This window comes from Micromonospora siamensis (assembly GCF_900090305.1).
Classification (GTDB): domain Bacteria; phylum Actinomycetota; class Actinomycetes; order Mycobacteriales; family Micromonosporaceae; genus Micromonospora; species Micromonospora siamensis.
The window spans coordinates 1,837,797-1,852,205 of record NZ_LT607751.1; the positions used below are offsets into that span (position 1 = coordinate 1,837,797).

General features: G+C 72.5%; 12 protein-coding genes. 5 read left to right on the forward strand and 7 right to left on the reverse strand.

Going from position 1 to position 14,409, the window contains the following annotated elements:
• Positions 1 to 121: 121 nt before the first annotated feature.
• Positions 122 to 2,161 (reverse strand): glycosyltransferase family protein, encoded by a 2,040-nt coding sequence (locus GA0074704_RS08460; RefSeq protein ID WP_157743627.1) that lies wholly within the window; start codon positions 2,159 to 2,161, stop codon positions 122 to 124.
• Between the two features lie 368 nt (positions 2,162 to 2,529).
• On the opposite strand from GA0074704_RS08460, the gene GA0074704_RS08465 reads away from it, so the two are divergent.
• Entirely contained in the window at positions 2,530 to 3,273 is a 744-nt protein-coding gene (locus tag GA0074704_RS08465; protein WP_088969987.1) for a sulfotransferase, read from the forward strand.
• A 21-nt stretch (positions 3,274 to 3,294) separates the two neighbouring features.
• Here the strand turns inward: GA0074704_RS08465 and GA0074704_RS08470 are convergent, their stop codons facing one another.
• Genes GA0074704_RS08470 through GA0074704_RS08490 form a run of 5 tightly spaced genes read right to left on the reverse strand, consistent with a single transcriptional unit; the run spans position 3,295 to position 9,775 of the window.
• Entirely contained in the window at positions 3,295 to 4,323 is a 1,029-nt protein-coding gene (locus GA0074704_RS08470) for a glycosyltransferase family 2 protein (RefSeq protein ID WP_088969988.1), read from the reverse strand.
• A 35-nt stretch (positions 4,324 to 4,358) separates the two neighbouring features.
• Entirely contained in the window at positions 4,359 to 6,023 is a 1,665-nt protein-coding gene (locus GA0074704_RS08475) for a glycosyltransferase (RefSeq protein WP_088969989.1), read from the reverse strand.
• On the reverse strand, positions 6,020 to 7,858 hold the full coding sequence (locus GA0074704_RS08480; RefSeq protein WP_088969990.1) for a hypothetical protein: 1,839 nt from the start codon (positions 7,856 to 7,858) through the stop codon (positions 6,020 to 6,022). The genes GA0074704_RS08475 and GA0074704_RS08480 overlap by 4 nt, the downstream gene beginning before the upstream one ends.
• A gap of 47 nt (positions 7,859 to 7,905) precedes the next feature.
• Positions 7,906 to 9,030 (reverse strand): UDP-glucose 4-epimerase GalE, encoded by a 1,125-nt coding sequence (gene galE / locus GA0074704_RS08485; RefSeq protein WP_231926787.1) that lies wholly within the window; start codon positions 9,028 to 9,030, stop codon positions 7,906 to 7,908.
• A gap of 31 nt (positions 9,031 to 9,061) precedes the next feature.
• Positions 9,062 to 9,775 carry a TetR/AcrR family transcriptional regulator gene (locus tag GA0074704_RS08490; protein WP_172880876.1) on the reverse strand — a complete coding sequence of 238 codons (714 nt, stop codon included), beginning with the start codon at positions 9,773 to 9,775 and terminating at the stop codon, positions 9,062 to 9,064.
• 195 nt (positions 9,776 to 9,970) lie between these two features.
• Here GA0074704_RS08490 and GA0074704_RS08495 point away from each other — a divergent pair, with 195 nt between their 5' ends.
• Both GA0074704_RS08495 and GA0074704_RS08500 read left to right on the forward strand, forming a co-directional pair.
• Positions 9,971 to 10,867: an ABC transporter permease gene (locus GA0074704_RS08495; RefSeq protein ID WP_088969991.1), complete on the forward strand. Its 897-nt coding sequence runs from the start codon at positions 9,971 to 9,973 to the stop codon at positions 10,865 to 10,867.
• On the forward strand, positions 10,860 to 11,660 hold the full coding sequence (locus tag GA0074704_RS08500) for an ABC transporter ATP-binding protein (RefSeq protein ID WP_231926788.1): 801 nt from the start codon (positions 10,860 to 10,862) through the stop codon (positions 11,658 to 11,660). The genes GA0074704_RS08495 and GA0074704_RS08500 overlap by 8 nt, the downstream gene beginning before the upstream one ends.
• A gap of 6 nt (positions 11,661 to 11,666) precedes the next feature.
• Here GA0074704_RS08500 and mgrA read toward each other — a convergent pair whose 3' ends face one another.
• Positions 11,667 to 12,659 (reverse strand): L-glyceraldehyde 3-phosphate reductase, encoded by a 993-nt coding sequence (gene mgrA / locus GA0074704_RS08505; RefSeq protein ID WP_088969993.1) that lies wholly within the window; start codon positions 12,657 to 12,659, stop codon positions 11,667 to 11,669.
• A 99-nt stretch (positions 12,660 to 12,758) separates the two neighbouring features.
• Between mgrA and GA0074704_RS08510 the strand changes: the two genes are divergently transcribed.
• Both GA0074704_RS08510 and GA0074704_RS08515 read left to right on the forward strand, forming a co-directional pair.
• A complete protein-coding gene (locus tag GA0074704_RS08510) occupies positions 12,759 to 13,781 on the forward strand; it encodes an aldo/keto reductase (protein WP_088969994.1) in 1,023 nt (340 codons plus the stop codon).
• 4 nt (positions 13,782 to 13,785) lie between these two features.
• Positions 13,786 to 14,283: a hemerythrin domain-containing protein gene (locus tag GA0074704_RS08515; protein ID WP_088969995.1), complete on the forward strand. Its 498-nt coding sequence runs from the start codon at positions 13,786 to 13,788 to the stop codon at positions 14,281 to 14,283.
• Positions 14,284 to 14,409 lie beyond the last annotated feature (126 nt).

Consider the following 14,409-nt stretch of genomic DNA (forward strand, 5'->3'; position numbering starts at 1 on the left):
CGTGGGGCCGTCCGGCGATCATCCGCGCGCACCGATCTCGCATCGCCGTCGGCGACCCCGCGAACGAAGCCGGGGCCCGGCCCACCATGCGGTGGCCCGGACCCCGGCGTTCAGGACTCGATCAGAGCGGGGAGAACTCGGCGAAGTAGCTGCGCGCGCCGGCGACGTCGCCGTGCAGGAGGTCCGCCCACGCGGCGACGACGTTGTCCGGGTTGTGGCTGCGGTTGATCTCGGCCTTGGCGCGAGCCGACTGCTCCGCCCATCCGTTGCCGTGGGCGGTGTTCAGCACGGCGGCGGCGGCCTCGCTGGTCGTCGCGTGCACCCAGTCCTTGTGGTAGAGCTCGTCCGCCCCCGGCCAGGGCCGGATGATCGGCACGGCGCCGGAGGCCATGCCCTCGGCGACGGAGGCGTGGCTGCCCTCCTCGTCGCTGGTGGAGATGATGAAGCCGACCTGCCGGAACCAGCGGGCCATGTCCCGACCAGGCGCGTGGAAGGTGACGGCGTCGCGCAGCAGCGGGTCACGCTCGATGCGCTCGAAGCACCAGCCGACGTACTCGCGCTCCTCCTCGTCCTTCCACGCGTACTTGTTGGTCCACGGCATCTTGCCGCGCACCGCCATGGTGAAGCGCGGGTCGGTGCGGCGGATCTCGGTGAGCAGGTCCAGCGCCAGGTCGAACCGCTTACGGATGAACTCGAAGCCGACGAAGCCCAGGGTGAACTCGGCCCCCGGCAGCTTCGGTCGGTCCAGCCACTCGGTCTCCATGTAGTTCGGGATGAAGAGCAGCTTCTCCAGCGGCCACTTCAGCTCGTCACGGATCCGTCGCCCGAACAGCGGTGCGATGTAGACGACCGCATCGACGTTCTCCATGACGATCTCGTGCGGGTACGGCGAGTCCAGCTCGAAGCGGTGCAGCCGCATCGCCATGAACTGGTCCGGGCGCTTGCGCTCGGACATCCAGATCGCGCTGGTCCGGGCCCACTCGGCGAAGATCGAGTCCGACTCGGCCATCCGGGCTTCGGTGAGATTGGTCGGCCGGGCCAGGCCGGGCCAGTCGTCGATGGACATCTCCAGGTCGGTGCGCTTGTCGAGGCGCTCACCCAGGTCCACCGCGAACTTCAGGTCGAAGCCGGCGAGCATCGCCTTGCGGGGCGCCCGCGGCGTACGCGGACGCTCCGGCATGACCGCCTTGCGCACCGCCTCGACGCCCCGCCGCTGGGCGGCGGTGGTCCAGTCGGCCGGGGCGCCGTCGCTGGGCATCCCCATCGGCGTGGTCGGCAGGCCGTTGCCCCAGCCGGAACGCTCGGCGGGCAGCCAGGCGCTGGACAGGTCGCGGAACTTCGCGGCGGCGAAGGAGTACGGCAGCGGGCCGGTCTCCTGCTCGATGCTCAGCCGGCGCCAGAGCTCCAGCTGCGCCGGGCCGGCCGGCGGCGGCTCGGGGGTGATCACCTCGCCGGTCTCCGGGTTGAGCACCGGCTCCGCCGTGGGCCGCTCGACGACCGCGGGCTTGTCGGCGCAGGCGTCGCAGCGCCGGTCGACGGCGATCGGCGGGAAGATCTCGATCCTGGGGCGGCGGGTCGAGACGGCCCGCTCGACCGACTCGCGGGCCAGCTCGCTGTCGGTGAGGAAACCACCGATGACGTCCGCCACGCGGTTGAGCTGGGTGCCGTACTCCGTGGTGTTGCCGGCGGGCAGCCACTGCGCGGGCAGCGCCAGGGCCCACACCTGCCGGAACGGGGTGCCACCGTTGACCGCCGCGCGGGCGGCCTCCAGGGTCTCGGCGATGACCAGGTCGGCGTTCTCCAGCCCGGGCAGCGAGCGCGGCCCGGCCGGCTTGCCGGCCGGCGCGGCCTGGGGGGCGGGACGGGGGCGGAGCAGTTCGCTCGTACGCTGCAGGGATCGACGCGACTTGCCGTACGCCTTGGCCAGCGGCTTGCGCAGGGCCGGTGACAGGAACGCCAGGCGCGGTGTGCGGGCCGGGGCGGGCGCGTTGGGGAGCGGAGGAGCCGGGCGCCGCCAGGTCACGTCCTTGACCGTCGCGTTCGCCGCGGTGAAGGCGTCACGGACCGCCTGCCGCCAGCAACAGACACCGGGCTGCTCGGGCCAGCCACTGTCCCTGAGCAACACGACCCGCATGGCGGGCTCGCGGCTTTCGTTCTCCATCAGAGCTGAATCTCCCTGTCGTGCCGACGCGTCCGACGCTTCCGCAGGTCAGACTGTGAGCGCGCTGTCGATACCCGGTTGATACGCCGCGCGGGTGGGAACACCCGGCAGAGGTGAGCAGGGCTGCGACCTCCACTGACGAGTCGGCGATCGCGGAACGCCCCGAAGGCTACCCCAGCTCACACTCGCGAACACGGAGGGGCCGGCCCGGATCGGGCATTCCTGACCGGTGTTCACCCGCCCGACGCATCGATGCCGTGGCGATCCCCCACGGACACGGCCGTTCCGGCCGGTGCTCGGGTAAGGTACCGCCGCGGGGTCGACGGCCGACCGTCCCCGTCGTGCCGACCCGATTACGGAGAGGTTACATGCGCGCCTGGTTGAATCGCCGTGCCGAGGAGCCGCACGAGCGCGGTTTCCTGTTCGTCGTCACCTATGGGCGATCCGGGTCGACCTTGCTGATGGGGCTGCTCAACACCATCCCCGGCTACCGGATCCGGGGGGAGAACGCCAACGCGCTGCACCACCTGTACCAGGCGGTCCGGGCGGTGCGCGACGGGCGCGAGACCCACCAGGGCGGCAACCGGGCGACCGACCCCTGGTACGGGGTGGACCAGTGGCGGCCCGACGGGTTCGAACGGGCGCTGGTCGACGCGTTCGTCGCCAACGTGTTGCGTCCTGCCCCGGGGGACCGGGTGCTCGGCTTCAAGGAGATCCGCTACACCTCGGAGCACGTCAAGGACCTCGACGGCTACCTCGACTTTCTGCGGACCGCCTTTCCGCAGTCCCGGATCGTGTTCAACCACCGCCTCCCCGCCGACGTCGCGAAGAGCGCCTGGTGGGCGCAGAACCCACACGCCCTCAAGCGGATCGAGGCGGCCGACGCGCGGATGCGGGCGGTGCCCGCCGACGACCGGCACTTCCACTTCCAGTTCGACGAGATCGACGACAGCCTGGCCAACATCCGGCAGCTCTTCGGCTGGTTGGGCGAGGAGGTGGACGAGCAGCGGGTCCGGCGCACCCTGCAGACTCCGCACTCGTACCGGCCGGGAGAGGAGAGCGGCGTGCGGGCCATGGCCAAGCGGGCGTTGGGCGCCGCCGGGCTGCGCTGAGCCGACCTCGACCCGCCCGGCTCAGGTCCGGGGCGCGACCGACCGCAGCCGGCGGGCGGCCCGGTAGCCGGCGCGCAGGGCGGCGTACGCGGAGTAGTCGCCGCGGCCCACCAGCCGATGCTTCAGCCCGGCCAGCCCGCCCGGCACCGGGTAGCCCTGCGCCGGCAGCCAACGCCGATGGTCCCGGACCATCCGGTCGAAGAACGCCCGCCGCAGGGGGGCCGGCACCCGTCGCTCGTTGCCCACGATGACCAGGTAATGGTCGATCATCAGCCGGAACAGGATCGGCCGGTACCGGTCGTACGCCGGCGCGGCGTTCTCCACCAGGGTGAACAGCCGTTCGTACTGGTCGAACACCTCGAAGTGCCGCGGGCTCGGGGTCTTGGTGATGGCTCCGGTGTCGGCCCGCTGCCGGTAGCAGTAGCAGACCCGGTCGAGCAGGTCGATCGAGCGCGCCGCCATCAGCAGCGGGTGGCTGTAGGAGCAGTCCTCGTACCAACCGGGGGAGAAGCGCAGGCCGATCCGGCGCAGGAAGTCCCGCCGGACCACCTTGGTGCACGCCGACTGGGCGAGCTTCAGCAGTTCGGGGCGGTCGGCGAGACCGATCGGGGCGGTCGGCTCGCGCAGCGCCTCGCCGTACGCGCCACGCACCGTCCGGCCGTCCGGGAAGACCTCCTCGTGGTCGACCACCAGGACGTCGGGGCGCTGTGCGGCGAGCCGCCGCCGTACCGCGTCCACCGATCCCTCCGGCAGCCAGTCGTCGGCGTCGACGAACCAGACGTACTCGCCGCGGGCCCGGTCCAGGCCGGCGTTGCGGGCGCCGCCCAGGCCGGCGTTCTCCGACAGATGCACGACCCGCAGTCGGCCATCGGTCGCGGCCCGCTCGTCCAGGACGGCGCCGCTGGCGTCGGGTGACGCGTCGTCGACGGCGATGACCTCGATGTCGGGTGCCGGGTCCGCGAGCACGCTGTCCAGGCAGCGCGGAAGGAAGTCCGCCACGTTGAACACCGGGATGATGATCGAGATCATCGGCTGCGGCCGCGGATCCATGGTCACCTTGCCTGAATCGGGGAGGGTCGGGTGGGTCAGCCGTCGCCGGGCGGCTGAGCGCCGCCGTCGGGGCGCGGTCGGACCGGCACGGCGGGGCGGACCACCCGGCGGCGGATCCGGGCGGAGAGCTTGCGGCCGGCCAGCGTACCGACCAGGACGGTGGCCTTGGCCAGCGAGCGGACGCCGGCCACCTCGACCGCGTTCGGCACCCACCGGCTGCCCCCGAGGGCTGGGTCGGCGATGGTCCGCAGACCTGCGGCGAGCTGCTCCGGGGCGAACCGGCCCAGATCCACCATGCCGATCGTCTCGGCGGCGACCGTACGGCTGCCGTGCAGTTCGGTGACGGCGTCGGCGAGCGACCGGCCGGCCGTGCCGACCCGGTCGACTCGGCCGAGGGCGGCGGTGCGCCACAACCGGGTGGCCGGCCCGTCGGTCGCTCCCGACGGGCGCAGCTCGACCAGCCCCACCTGCTCCCGGTCGGCCAGCTCCACCAGCCGGCGTACGGCGTGCGGGCCGAGCCCGTGCCGGGCCGGCAGGTCCAGCCGGTACGCGGCCGGGAAAGGCGTGTGGGGCGCCTCGGTGACCAGCCGCACTCGCGGGTCCCCGCGGTAGGTCTCGGCCAGCAGCCGCAGGTCCAGGTCCGGGTCGGCGAGGACCCGCCGGCGTCCCTCGCCCAGCCGGTCCCAGGGGCCGACCAGGCACACCACCAGGTCGCGTTCGTCGCCGCCGAGGACGGCGTCGACGGCGGCCCGGACCCGCTCCAGCGGCTCGTCGCCGGCGGTGACCACCGCCTCGACCAGCGGCACCGACCAGTTCGAGCCGCCGACCCGGCGCAGCCAGCGCGGATAGGGCATCCGGTCGGCCAGGTACGGTCGATTGTGGCGCTGCACCCGCTCCTTGTCCTGCATCACGTGGCTGGCGCCGAGGTGCCAGCTGCCGGCGAGCGGCTCGGGGACGAACAGCGCCCCGGCTGCGGCGAGCCGGTAGCCCAGTTCGGTGTCCTCGCCCAGGCGAAGCGTGGTGTCCAGGCCGCCGCACGCCTGGTACAGCTCGCGGCGCAGCGCGGCGGTCGCGCCGACGTGGATGCCGAACACCTCGTGGTCGGCCGCGCGGAGCTGGTCGGTGCGGTCGATGTACCGCTCGACGTAGTCGTGCGGCTCGCCCTCGGTGTCGAACAGCCGTTGCGGGGTGCCGGCGTCCCAGAGCGCGACGACGGCGTCCGGGGTGGGCCAGTCGGCCGCGCCGGGGCAGGTGTCGACGAACCGCTTGTAGCCGAGGGTCACCGCGTACGGGGCGACGTGGTGCCAGCGCAGTTGGGCCTCGACGTGCGCCGGGTGCGCCACCATGTCGGCGTCGAGCCAGTGCAACACCTCACCGGTGCTCACCGTGGCGCCGACGTGCAGCGCGTTGGCCCGGCCCCAGCCGTCGGAGTGCTCCCCGGCGCGGACCAGCCGGGTGTTGGCCGGCCGGACGGCGGGCAGCTCGATCGGCGGCTGCGAGCCGTCGTCGACGACTACGACCTCCAGCAGCTCGTCGGGGTAGGTCTGCCGGCTGAGCGAGGCGAGTGTCAGGTCCAGGCTGGCCTGGCAGTTGTAGGCCGGGATGACGACGCTCACCGACAGCTCGGGGCGCCAGCTGCCGAGGTCGGGGACGGTCAGCGTGGACCAGTCGTTGCGGTGCACGCGGGGCACGGCGCTCATGCGGTTCCGAAGCTCTCGTGGGGCGGCAGGCCCGTCCACTGCCGCAGCGGGTTCTGCACGAAGTAGTCCAGCCCAGGATCCCAGGTGTGGCCCTCGCCGTGCCGGGTGTAGAGGAAACCGAAGCCGTGCGTGCGGTAGACCAGGCCACCGGCGTCGAGCACCCGGTCCAGCAGGGCCCGGTCGATGGACCGGTTCACCGGCCGCCAGCCGCCGACCGCCTCCAGGTCGCCGCGGGACAGCAGCATGGTGCCGCCGGCCACCACGTCGTCGTAGATCTCGCTGGCCATCCGGCGCCGGACGGTGAGGTCGCGGGGCTCCAGGTAGACGAACTCGGCGCCCTTGCCGACCACCGTGGCGGCCGAGTAGTGGCGGGCCAGGACCAGGTCCCAGACGTGCTCCACGCCGTACCGGTCGTCGTCGTCGACCTTGGTGACCAGAGTGCCCCGGGCATGCCGGGTGACCTCGGCGAGCGCCGCGCCGAACTGGACCCCGGCGCCGACGGTGACCACCTGCACGGGCAGCGGGCAGGCCGCGACGGCGGCGGCCACCTGGGGCGGCAGCTCGACGCCGTGCAGTCCGACCACGACCTCCAGCTGCGGGTAGGTCTGTCCGGCCAAGTCGCGCAGCGCCACGACCAGCCGCTCCGGTCTGCGGGTCATCAGCAGGGCGGTGACCGAGGGCGGGGTCGCCAGACCGGGATGGTCGGCGATCGCCCGGGGCAGGGCCACCGCGGCGGCGTGCCGGCGCAGCGCGGCGCGGCGCTGCCTGACGCTGGCCAGTTCCCGGTCGACGGCGTCGGTGTCCGGCCCGGGTGGGGCGAGGGTGGTCAGCGCGGCCAGCTCCGGGCCGAGCAGCCCGGTCACCTCCGCCGGTAGGTCGGGGGCGTGCACCAGCAGGCCGGTCATGGCCAGCTGCGCCACGGTGGCGGCGAGCGCCGGGCCGGCACCGGCCTGCGGCGGCACGGTCACCGCGTACAGGTCGCGCAGCACGGCCGACTGGCGACCGTCGAGCGGTTCGCCGATCCGGCCGGCTACCACGGTGTGCGACTCGGAGCCGGTGTCGATGCGCCACCGGTCGTCGGTGAGGACCAGCCGGCCGACCGGCATCTTCGCGCCGTACCGGTTGCGGCCGACCGGGTTCGCGGCGCCGGCGTCGACCAGCACGACCGGCGGGTCGGCCGGGGGCCGGACGCCGGTGGTGTCGCCGGCCAGCCGGGCCGCGGGCACGTTGAGCCGGCCGGTCGGGGGTTCGGCGGGAGGCTCGGCGTCGGCGGGCGACAGCCGCAGGTCGTACGGGCGGACCGGGGCGTCACCCGGCTCGGGTCCGGCCGGGGCGTGGGTCACCGCGGCCGGGTCGAGCCAGCCGGGCAGGGGGCCGTCGACGGCGATGTCGACCGAGCCGGGGGCGGGTAGTGCCGGGTCGGGCCGCAGCACGGCCAACACGGCGGCGACCACCCGGTGCAGCGGCAGCGCGTCGGTCAGGGTCACCGCGACCTGGGCCCGGCCGGTGCCGGCGGCGGGCAGCGCGACCTGGTGGGTCAGCAGCCCCGGCAGCGGGCCGAGCCGCCCGGACCAGCCGGGCCGGGGCGCCTGCCAGCGCTCGACGACGACCCGTAACTCCCGGACGGAGGCGGTGTCGGCCGTTCGCAGCAGGTGCCGGGTCAGCTCGCCGACGGTGCCGACGGTGAGGTCGCCGGGCCGACCGCCGGTCGCGGTGGCCGACTGCTCGTCCCAGTTGGGCAGCCGGCGGGGGGTGACGTCACGAAGGCGTTGGGAGAAGGAGCCGAGTCGCCGGCGTACCCCGGCCACGACCTGGCGCCGGGTCACGGGCGCCATGTCGATCCTCCGCGTCGCCGTACCCCTGTCCGGAACATCGGAGAAAGCTAGCACGGGGCCGGGTCGCCGCCGGTGACGACGGCGGCCGCGTCCCGCGTCCCGTCGCCCATCGCCGGGACCGTGGCGGTCGGCGCCGGCGCGCCGAGCACCGAGTCGCGTTCGGCCATCCAGCGCAGCGAGTCGCGGATGCCGTCGGCGATCGAGTACGTCGGGGTCCAGCCGAGTAGTTCCCGGGCCCGGTCGCTGCGGGTGTAGGTGCCCGCCGAGTCGCCGGGCCGACGGTCGGTCTCGTGGACCTTCACCGAGTGGCCGAGGACCTGCTCGAAGGCGGTCACCAGCTCGCGCACGGTGGTGCCGTCGCCGGTGCCCAGGTTGATCACGGTGTACGCGTCGCCGTCGGCCGGGAAGATCGAGTCGAACCGGCGCAGGGCCAGGACGTGCGCCCGGGCCAGGTCCCAGACGTGCACGTAGTCGCGGATGCCGGAGCCGTCGCGGGTGGGCCAGTCGGTGCCGGTGAGCGGGAACTCCTCGCCACCGCGGGCGGCCTCGATGAGCCGGCCGAGCACGTGGGTCGGCCGGGGCACCTGCAGGCCGGTACGCAGCCGCGGGTCGGCACCGATCGGGTTGAAGTAGCGCAGCGACAGCACCCGCAGCGGGTACGCCCGGGCGACGTCCTCCAGCATCTGCTCCAGCATCGCCTTGCTGCGCGCGTACGGGCTGAGCGCCTCGATGGGCGAGCTCTCGTCGACGGTGAAGTCGGCGCCGGGCTGGTAGATCGAGGCCGACGAGCTGAACAGCAGCCGGGTGCAGCCGTTGCGGATGAGGCTCTCGACCAGGTCGAGGGACTTGGCGACGTTCTCCCGGTAGTAGCGCAGCGGGTGGGCCACCGACTCGGGCACCACGATCAGCGCGGCGCAGTGCACCACGGCCTGGATGTCCGGGTGCTCGGCGAAGATCTTGTCGAGCAGGGGGCCGTCGGCCATGTCGCCCTGGTAGAAGATCCGCCCCCGGGTGAACTCCTCCCGGCCGGTGCTGAGGTTGTCCAGGATCACCGGGGTGATGCCGTTCTCCAGGCAGGCGGTGGCGACCGTGCTGCCGATGAAGCCGGCGCCGCCGACGACGAGGACCTTCACCTCGGGCAGGGCGGGCGCGTTCTCGGTGCGGGGGAGCATCTTCGGTGTCTCCTGACGGGGGTCCTGGGGATCAGGCGGTGACGGTGGCGCCCGGTGGGGGCGTGGTGACCGGTGGGACGACCGTGGCGGGGGCAGTCTCGGTGGCCGGGGGCGCGGCCGGTCGGGGCGCCGCCTCGCTGGCCGGGGGCGCGGGGGGTCGCGGCGCCGGTGGGGGTGGTGACATCAGCTCGGACTGCAGGGCGGCGGCGGTGACCGCGGCGAGCCGGGGCAGGTGGCCCTGGGGGATCCGGGTCCGGGAGATGGCCAACCGCCAGTAGAGCGGCCCGATGATCAGGTCGACGGCCGCCTCGGTGTCGATCTGCGGGGAGAGTTCGCCGCGGGCGATCGCCCGGCCGAGCAGCTGGTCGGCGACGTTGCGCTGGTTGGCGCGCAGCGCCTGCTGGAGGGTCTCGGCGATCTGCGGGTTGCGGGCCGCCTCGGCGAGCAGGTCGGGGACGACCTGGGAGGCCAGCCGGTGCTTGAGCACCTGGTTGATGATCTGGAGCAGGATCTCCAGGTCGTCGCGGAGCGAGCCGGTGTCCGGCAGCGGCATCTTGCGGACCGCGAGGTCGGACACCACGTCGAGGACCAGGGCCAGCTTGGAGCTCCACCGGCGGTAGACCGCGGTCTTGCCCACGCCGGCCCGGCGGGCCACTCCCTCGATGGACAGGCGCCCGTAGCCGACCTCGGCGAGCTCCTGCATGACGGCGGCGCGGATGGCCGAGGTGATGTCTCCTCGGAGCACCGCTGCCCCCGCCGGAGCGCGCTTGTTCTGGGTCACGCAGGCCAGCGTAGCGCAACGACGGTACCGTTGCGTCTCGACGTTGGGTGGACTACATTCGGCGCAGCGTTGAAACGGACCCGTTCCGTCGGGTGCCGCTTATACGCTGAGTGACGGATGCTCCTCCCCAGAAGGACCGAGAGATCGGAGCACATCTCCATGCCCGACACGGCGTTCGCCGATCCGGACGCGGGCCTGACCCCGGCGGAACTGGCCGCCCGGCACGGCCTCGGTTTCGCCGGCACGAGACCGACTCTCGGCGGATATGCCCGGCAGGTCTGGGCGTACCGGCACTTCATCGTGGCGTACTCCAACGCCAAGGTGGCCGCCTCGTTCAGCCTGACCCGGCTGGGTCGGCTCTGGCAGGTGCTCACCCCGCTGACCAACGCGGCGGTCTACTACCTGATCTTCGGCGTGATCCTGGCCACCAGCCGTTCGGTGCCGAACTTCATCGCGTACCTCTGCACCGGGCTGTTCATCTTCCTGTTCACCCAGACGGTGGCCCAGGCCGGCGTCCAGGCGATCACCGGCAACATGGGGCTGATCCGGGCGCTGCACTTCCCGCGAGCCTGCCTGCCCGTCGCGATCGCGCTGATCGAGCTGCAGAACATCGCCGCCTCGATGCTGGTGCTGACGGCCATCGTGCTGCTCACCGGTGAGCCGCTCACCTTCGAGTGGTTGCTGATCGTCCCGGCGCTGCTGCTCCAGATGACCTTCAACACCGGCCTGGCGATGTTCATGGCCCGGCTGGGCAGCAAGCTCACCGACCTCAAGCAGGTCGTCCCGTTCATCATGCGGACCTGGATGTACGCCTCCGGCGTCTTCTACAGCTCGACGCTCTTCGCCAAGCACCTGCCTGGCTGGGCGGCGGGAATCGTCGAGGCCAACCCGCTGCTGGTCTACATCGAGCTGATCCGGCACGCGATGCTGGAGAACGTCCAGCTCTCGTCTACGCTGCCCCACCTGTGGCTGTTGGCGGTCGTCTGGGCGGCGGTGGTCTTCGTCGGTGGTTATGTCTACTTTTGGCGAGGGGAGCAGGAGTATGGACGTGGCTGAGGTCGCCGACTACCGGGCCGAAGCCGGCCAGCGGATCCCCACCGTGATCGTGGACGACGTGCACGTCGTCTACCGGGTGCAGGGCCCCGGCACGGTCGGCAGCGGCTCCCCGGTGGCCGCGCTGAGCCGGATGCTCACCGGCAAGCGCACCCCGGGTCTGCGCGAGGTGCACGCGATCAAGGGGGTCAGCTTCACCGCGTACCGGGGTGAGGCGATCGGCCTGATCGGCAGCAACGGCTCCGGCAAGTCGACCATCCTGCGGGCCATCGCCGGGCTGCTGCCGATTGAGAAGGGCGGCCTCTACACCGCCGGCCAGCCCTCGCTGCTCGGCGTCAACGCCGCGCTGATGAACGACCTGTCCGGCGAGCGCAACGTCGAGCTGGGCTGCCTGGCCATGGGCATGAGCAAGGCCGACGCCCGCCGGACCGCCCCGTCGATCATCGACTTCTCCGGCATCAACGAGCGCGGCGACTTCGCCTCGCTGCCGATGCGGACCTACTCGTCCGGCATGGCGGCGCGGCTGCGCTTTGCCATCGCCGCCGCGAAGAAGCACGACGTGCTGCTGATCGACGAGGCGCTGGCCACCGGCGACGCCCGGTTCCGCAAGCGCAGCGAGGCCCGGGTGCGCGAGCTGCGCGCCGAGGCCGGCACCGTCTTCCTGGTCAGCCACAACAACCAGTCGATCATCGACACCTGCGAGCGGGCCATCTGGCTCGAATCCGGGGTGATCCGCGGCGACGGCCCGACCCGTGACGTGATCAAGGAATATCAGCAGTACATGAACCGCAAGTGAGACCGTTCACCGCCCGAGGAGCTCGTCGATCCCGGCCAGCTCCTCGGCGGTGAAGTCCAGCCGGCCCACCGCGGCAACGTTCGTCTCCAGCTGCTCCACGCTGCTCGCCCCGATGATCAGGCTGGTCATCCGCGGGTCGCGCAGCGCCCAGGCCAGCGCCAGCTGGGCCAGGCTCTGGCCCCGGCGCTCCGCCACCGAGGCCAGCCCCTGGATGGTGGCCATCTTCTCCTCGTCCAGGTCGCTCTCGTTGAGGAAGACGCTGGTCCGTACCCGGGAGTCCGCCGGGATGCCCTTGAGGTAACGGTCGGTGAGCAGCCCCTGCGCCAGCGGGCTGAACGCGATGCAGCCCGCACCGACCTCGGCCAGCGTGTCCAGCAGGCCGTCGGCCTCGGTCCACCGGTTGAGCATCGAGTACGACGGCTGGTTGATCAGCAGCGGCGTACCCAGGTCGCGCAGGATGGCCGCGGCCCGGGCGGTCTGCTCCGAGTCGTAGTTCGAGACGCCGACGTAGAGCGCCTTTCCGGAGCGGACGATCGCGTCCAGCGCGCCCATCGTCTCCTCCAGCGGGGTGTCCGGGTCGAACCGGTGCGAGTAGAAGACGTCGACGTAGTCCAGCCCGAGTCGGCGCAGCGACTGGTCCAGCGACGCGATCAGGTACTTGCGCGAACCCCACTCGCCGTACGGGCCGGGCCACATCAGATAGCCCGCCTTGCTGGAGACCACCAGCTCGTCCCGGTACGGCTTCAGGTCGGTGGCGAGCATCCGGCCGAACGCCTCCTCGGCGGCGCCCGGCGGCGGGCCGTAGTTGTTCGCCAGGTCGAAGTGGGTCACCCCGAGGTCGAAGGCGCGCCGGACAATGTCCCGCTGCCGCTCGTACGGCCGGTCCGGGCCGAAGTTGTGCCACAGCCCGAGCGAGATGACGGGCAGGCGCAGCCCGCTGCGGCCGGCGCGCCGGTAGGTCATGGAGTCGTAGCGGTCGTCCGCGGCGAGGTAGGTCACGGATCACGAGCCTAGTCCGCGCCGCCGACGGCGACCGGGCGTCGGCCCGGCGGCCCGGAACGGGCGTGCCGGGGCGCTCGCGCGGGTAGCTTCGAGCCCATGCGCTTCGTCCAGCTCGACACCCCCCGTCCCATCTCCAAGATCGGTCTCGGCACCTGGCAGTTCGGCTCCCGGGAGTGGGGCTACGGCGCCGACTACGAGCACCGGGCCGCCGACATCGTCCGGCGCGCCCTCGACCTCGGGGTCACCCTCTTCGACACCGCCGAGCTGTACGGCTTCGGCCGCAGCGAACGGATCCTCGGCGCGGCGCTTCGACCACTCCAGCACGACGCGTCTGGCGCCGCGCCGCGACCTGGAGCAGTCGTCGGCGACCAGCGGGACAAGGTCGTGGTGGCCAGCAAGATCTTCCCGGTGCTGCCGGTCGCCTCGGTGGTGCAGCAGCGGGCGGTCGCCTCCGCGGCGCGGCTCGGCGTCCGGCAGATCGACCTCTACCAGGTGCACCAGCCCAACCCGGTGGTCGCCGACACCACCACCATGCGCGGCATGCGGGCGTTGCAGGACGTCGGCCTGGTCGGCGAGGTCGGGGTCAGCAACTACAGCCTGCGCCGCTGGCAGTTCGCCGAGGCCGCCCTCGGCCGCCGGGTGCTGAGCAACCAGGTCCGCTACAGCATGATCGACCGCAAGCCCGAGGACGACCTGATCCCGTACGCCGAGCAGGCCGGCCGGATCGTCATCGCGTACAGCCCGCTGGCCCAGGGCTTCCTCTCCGGCCGCTACGACGCCAAGAACCCGCCCAGCGGCGCGGTACGCCGGGCCAACCCGTACTTCCTGCCGGAGAACCTGGAACGCGGCGCCGCGCTGATCGACACCCTGCGGCAGGTCGCCGAGGCGCACGACGCCACGCCCAGCCAGATCGCCCTGGCCTACCTGCTCCGGCACCCGAACGTGGTGGCCATCCCCGGCGCGTCCAGCGTGGAACAGATGGAACGCAACGCCGCCGCCGCCGAGATCGACCTGGCCGACGACCAGTACGCCGCCCTCCGCGACGCCGCCCACCGGTTCCGGCCGGTCACCGGGTTGGCCGCCGCAGCGAAGCTGATCCGCAACCGAATGGGAAAGTGAGCCGATGGACGACATCACCGCGCTGATCCTCGACGACCACGCCGCCTTCCGGCGCGGTTTCGCCCGCCTCGACGACGCCCGCGACGACGCCGAACGGCTCGCCGTCTGGGAGGCGCTCGCCCTGCACCTGGACATCCACGCCGAGGCGGAGGAGGCGATCCTCTATCCGCACCTGGTCAAGCACGGCGACGACGGTGAGGACGAGACGGAGGACGCCATCGGCGACCACAACAAGATCCGGGACGCGGTGGCCGAGGCCAAGCTGCACCCGGTCGGCTCCGAGAAGTGGTGGGCCGCGGTGTGGAAGGCCCGCCGGGAGAACAGCGAGCACCTGGCCGAGGAGGAGGACGAGGCGCTGCCCGACTTCCGCAAGCACGCGAGCGTGGAGCTCCGCGCCGAGCTGGGGGCCCGCTGGCTGAAGTTCTACGGCGAGCACAAGAACGGCCGTGACCTGCGCTTCGCCGACAAGGACCCGCAGGAGTACGTGGAGGACCATCGCTGAGGTTGGTCGGTCGGGGGTTTCCGGGCAGCCCACCCGCTCCGGGCGGTCAGGTTCGATCCCTCCGCGGGCGGGCTGCCCGGAAACCCTGACCTGGTCGCGGCAGTCGGCCTGCTCGATCTCCCCGGT

What these genes read in the sequence shown, in the direction of transcription:
- GA0074704_RS08460 (WP_157743627.1), bottom strand. Translation starts at nt 2,161, where the DNA reads ATGGAGAACGAAAGCCGCGAGCCCGCCATGCGGGTCGTGTTGCTCAGG.
- GA0074704_RS08465 (WP_088969987.1), top strand. Translation starts at nt 2,530, where the DNA reads ATGCGCGCCTGGTTGAATCGCCGTGCCGAGGAGCCGCACGAGCGCGGT.
- GA0074704_RS08470 (WP_088969988.1), bottom strand. Translation starts at nt 4,323, where the DNA reads ATGGATCCGCGGCCGCAGCCGATGATCTCGATCATCATCCCGGTGTTC.
- GA0074704_RS08475 (WP_088969989.1), bottom strand. Translation starts at nt 6,023, where the DNA reads ATGAGCGCCGTGCCCCGCGTGCACCGCAACGACTGGTCCACGCTGACC.
- GA0074704_RS08480 (WP_088969990.1), bottom strand. Translation starts at nt 7,858, where the DNA reads ATGGCGCCCGTGACCCGGCGCCAGGTCGTGGCCGGGGTACGCCGGCGA.
- galE (WP_231926787.1), bottom strand. Translation starts at nt 9,030, where the DNA reads ATGCTCCCCCGCACCGAGAACGCGCCCGCCCTGCCCGAGGTGAAGGTC.
- GA0074704_RS08495 (WP_088969991.1), top strand. Translation starts at nt 9,971, where the DNA reads ATGCCCGACACGGCGTTCGCCGATCCGGACGCGGGCCTGACCCCGGCG.
- GA0074704_RS08510 (WP_088969994.1), top strand. Translation starts at nt 12,759, where the DNA reads ATGCGCTTCGTCCAGCTCGACACCCCCCGTCCCATCTCCAAGATCGGT.
- GA0074704_RS08515 (WP_088969995.1), top strand. Translation starts at nt 13,786, where the DNA reads ATGGACGACATCACCGCGCTGATCCTCGACGACCACGCCGCCTTCCGG.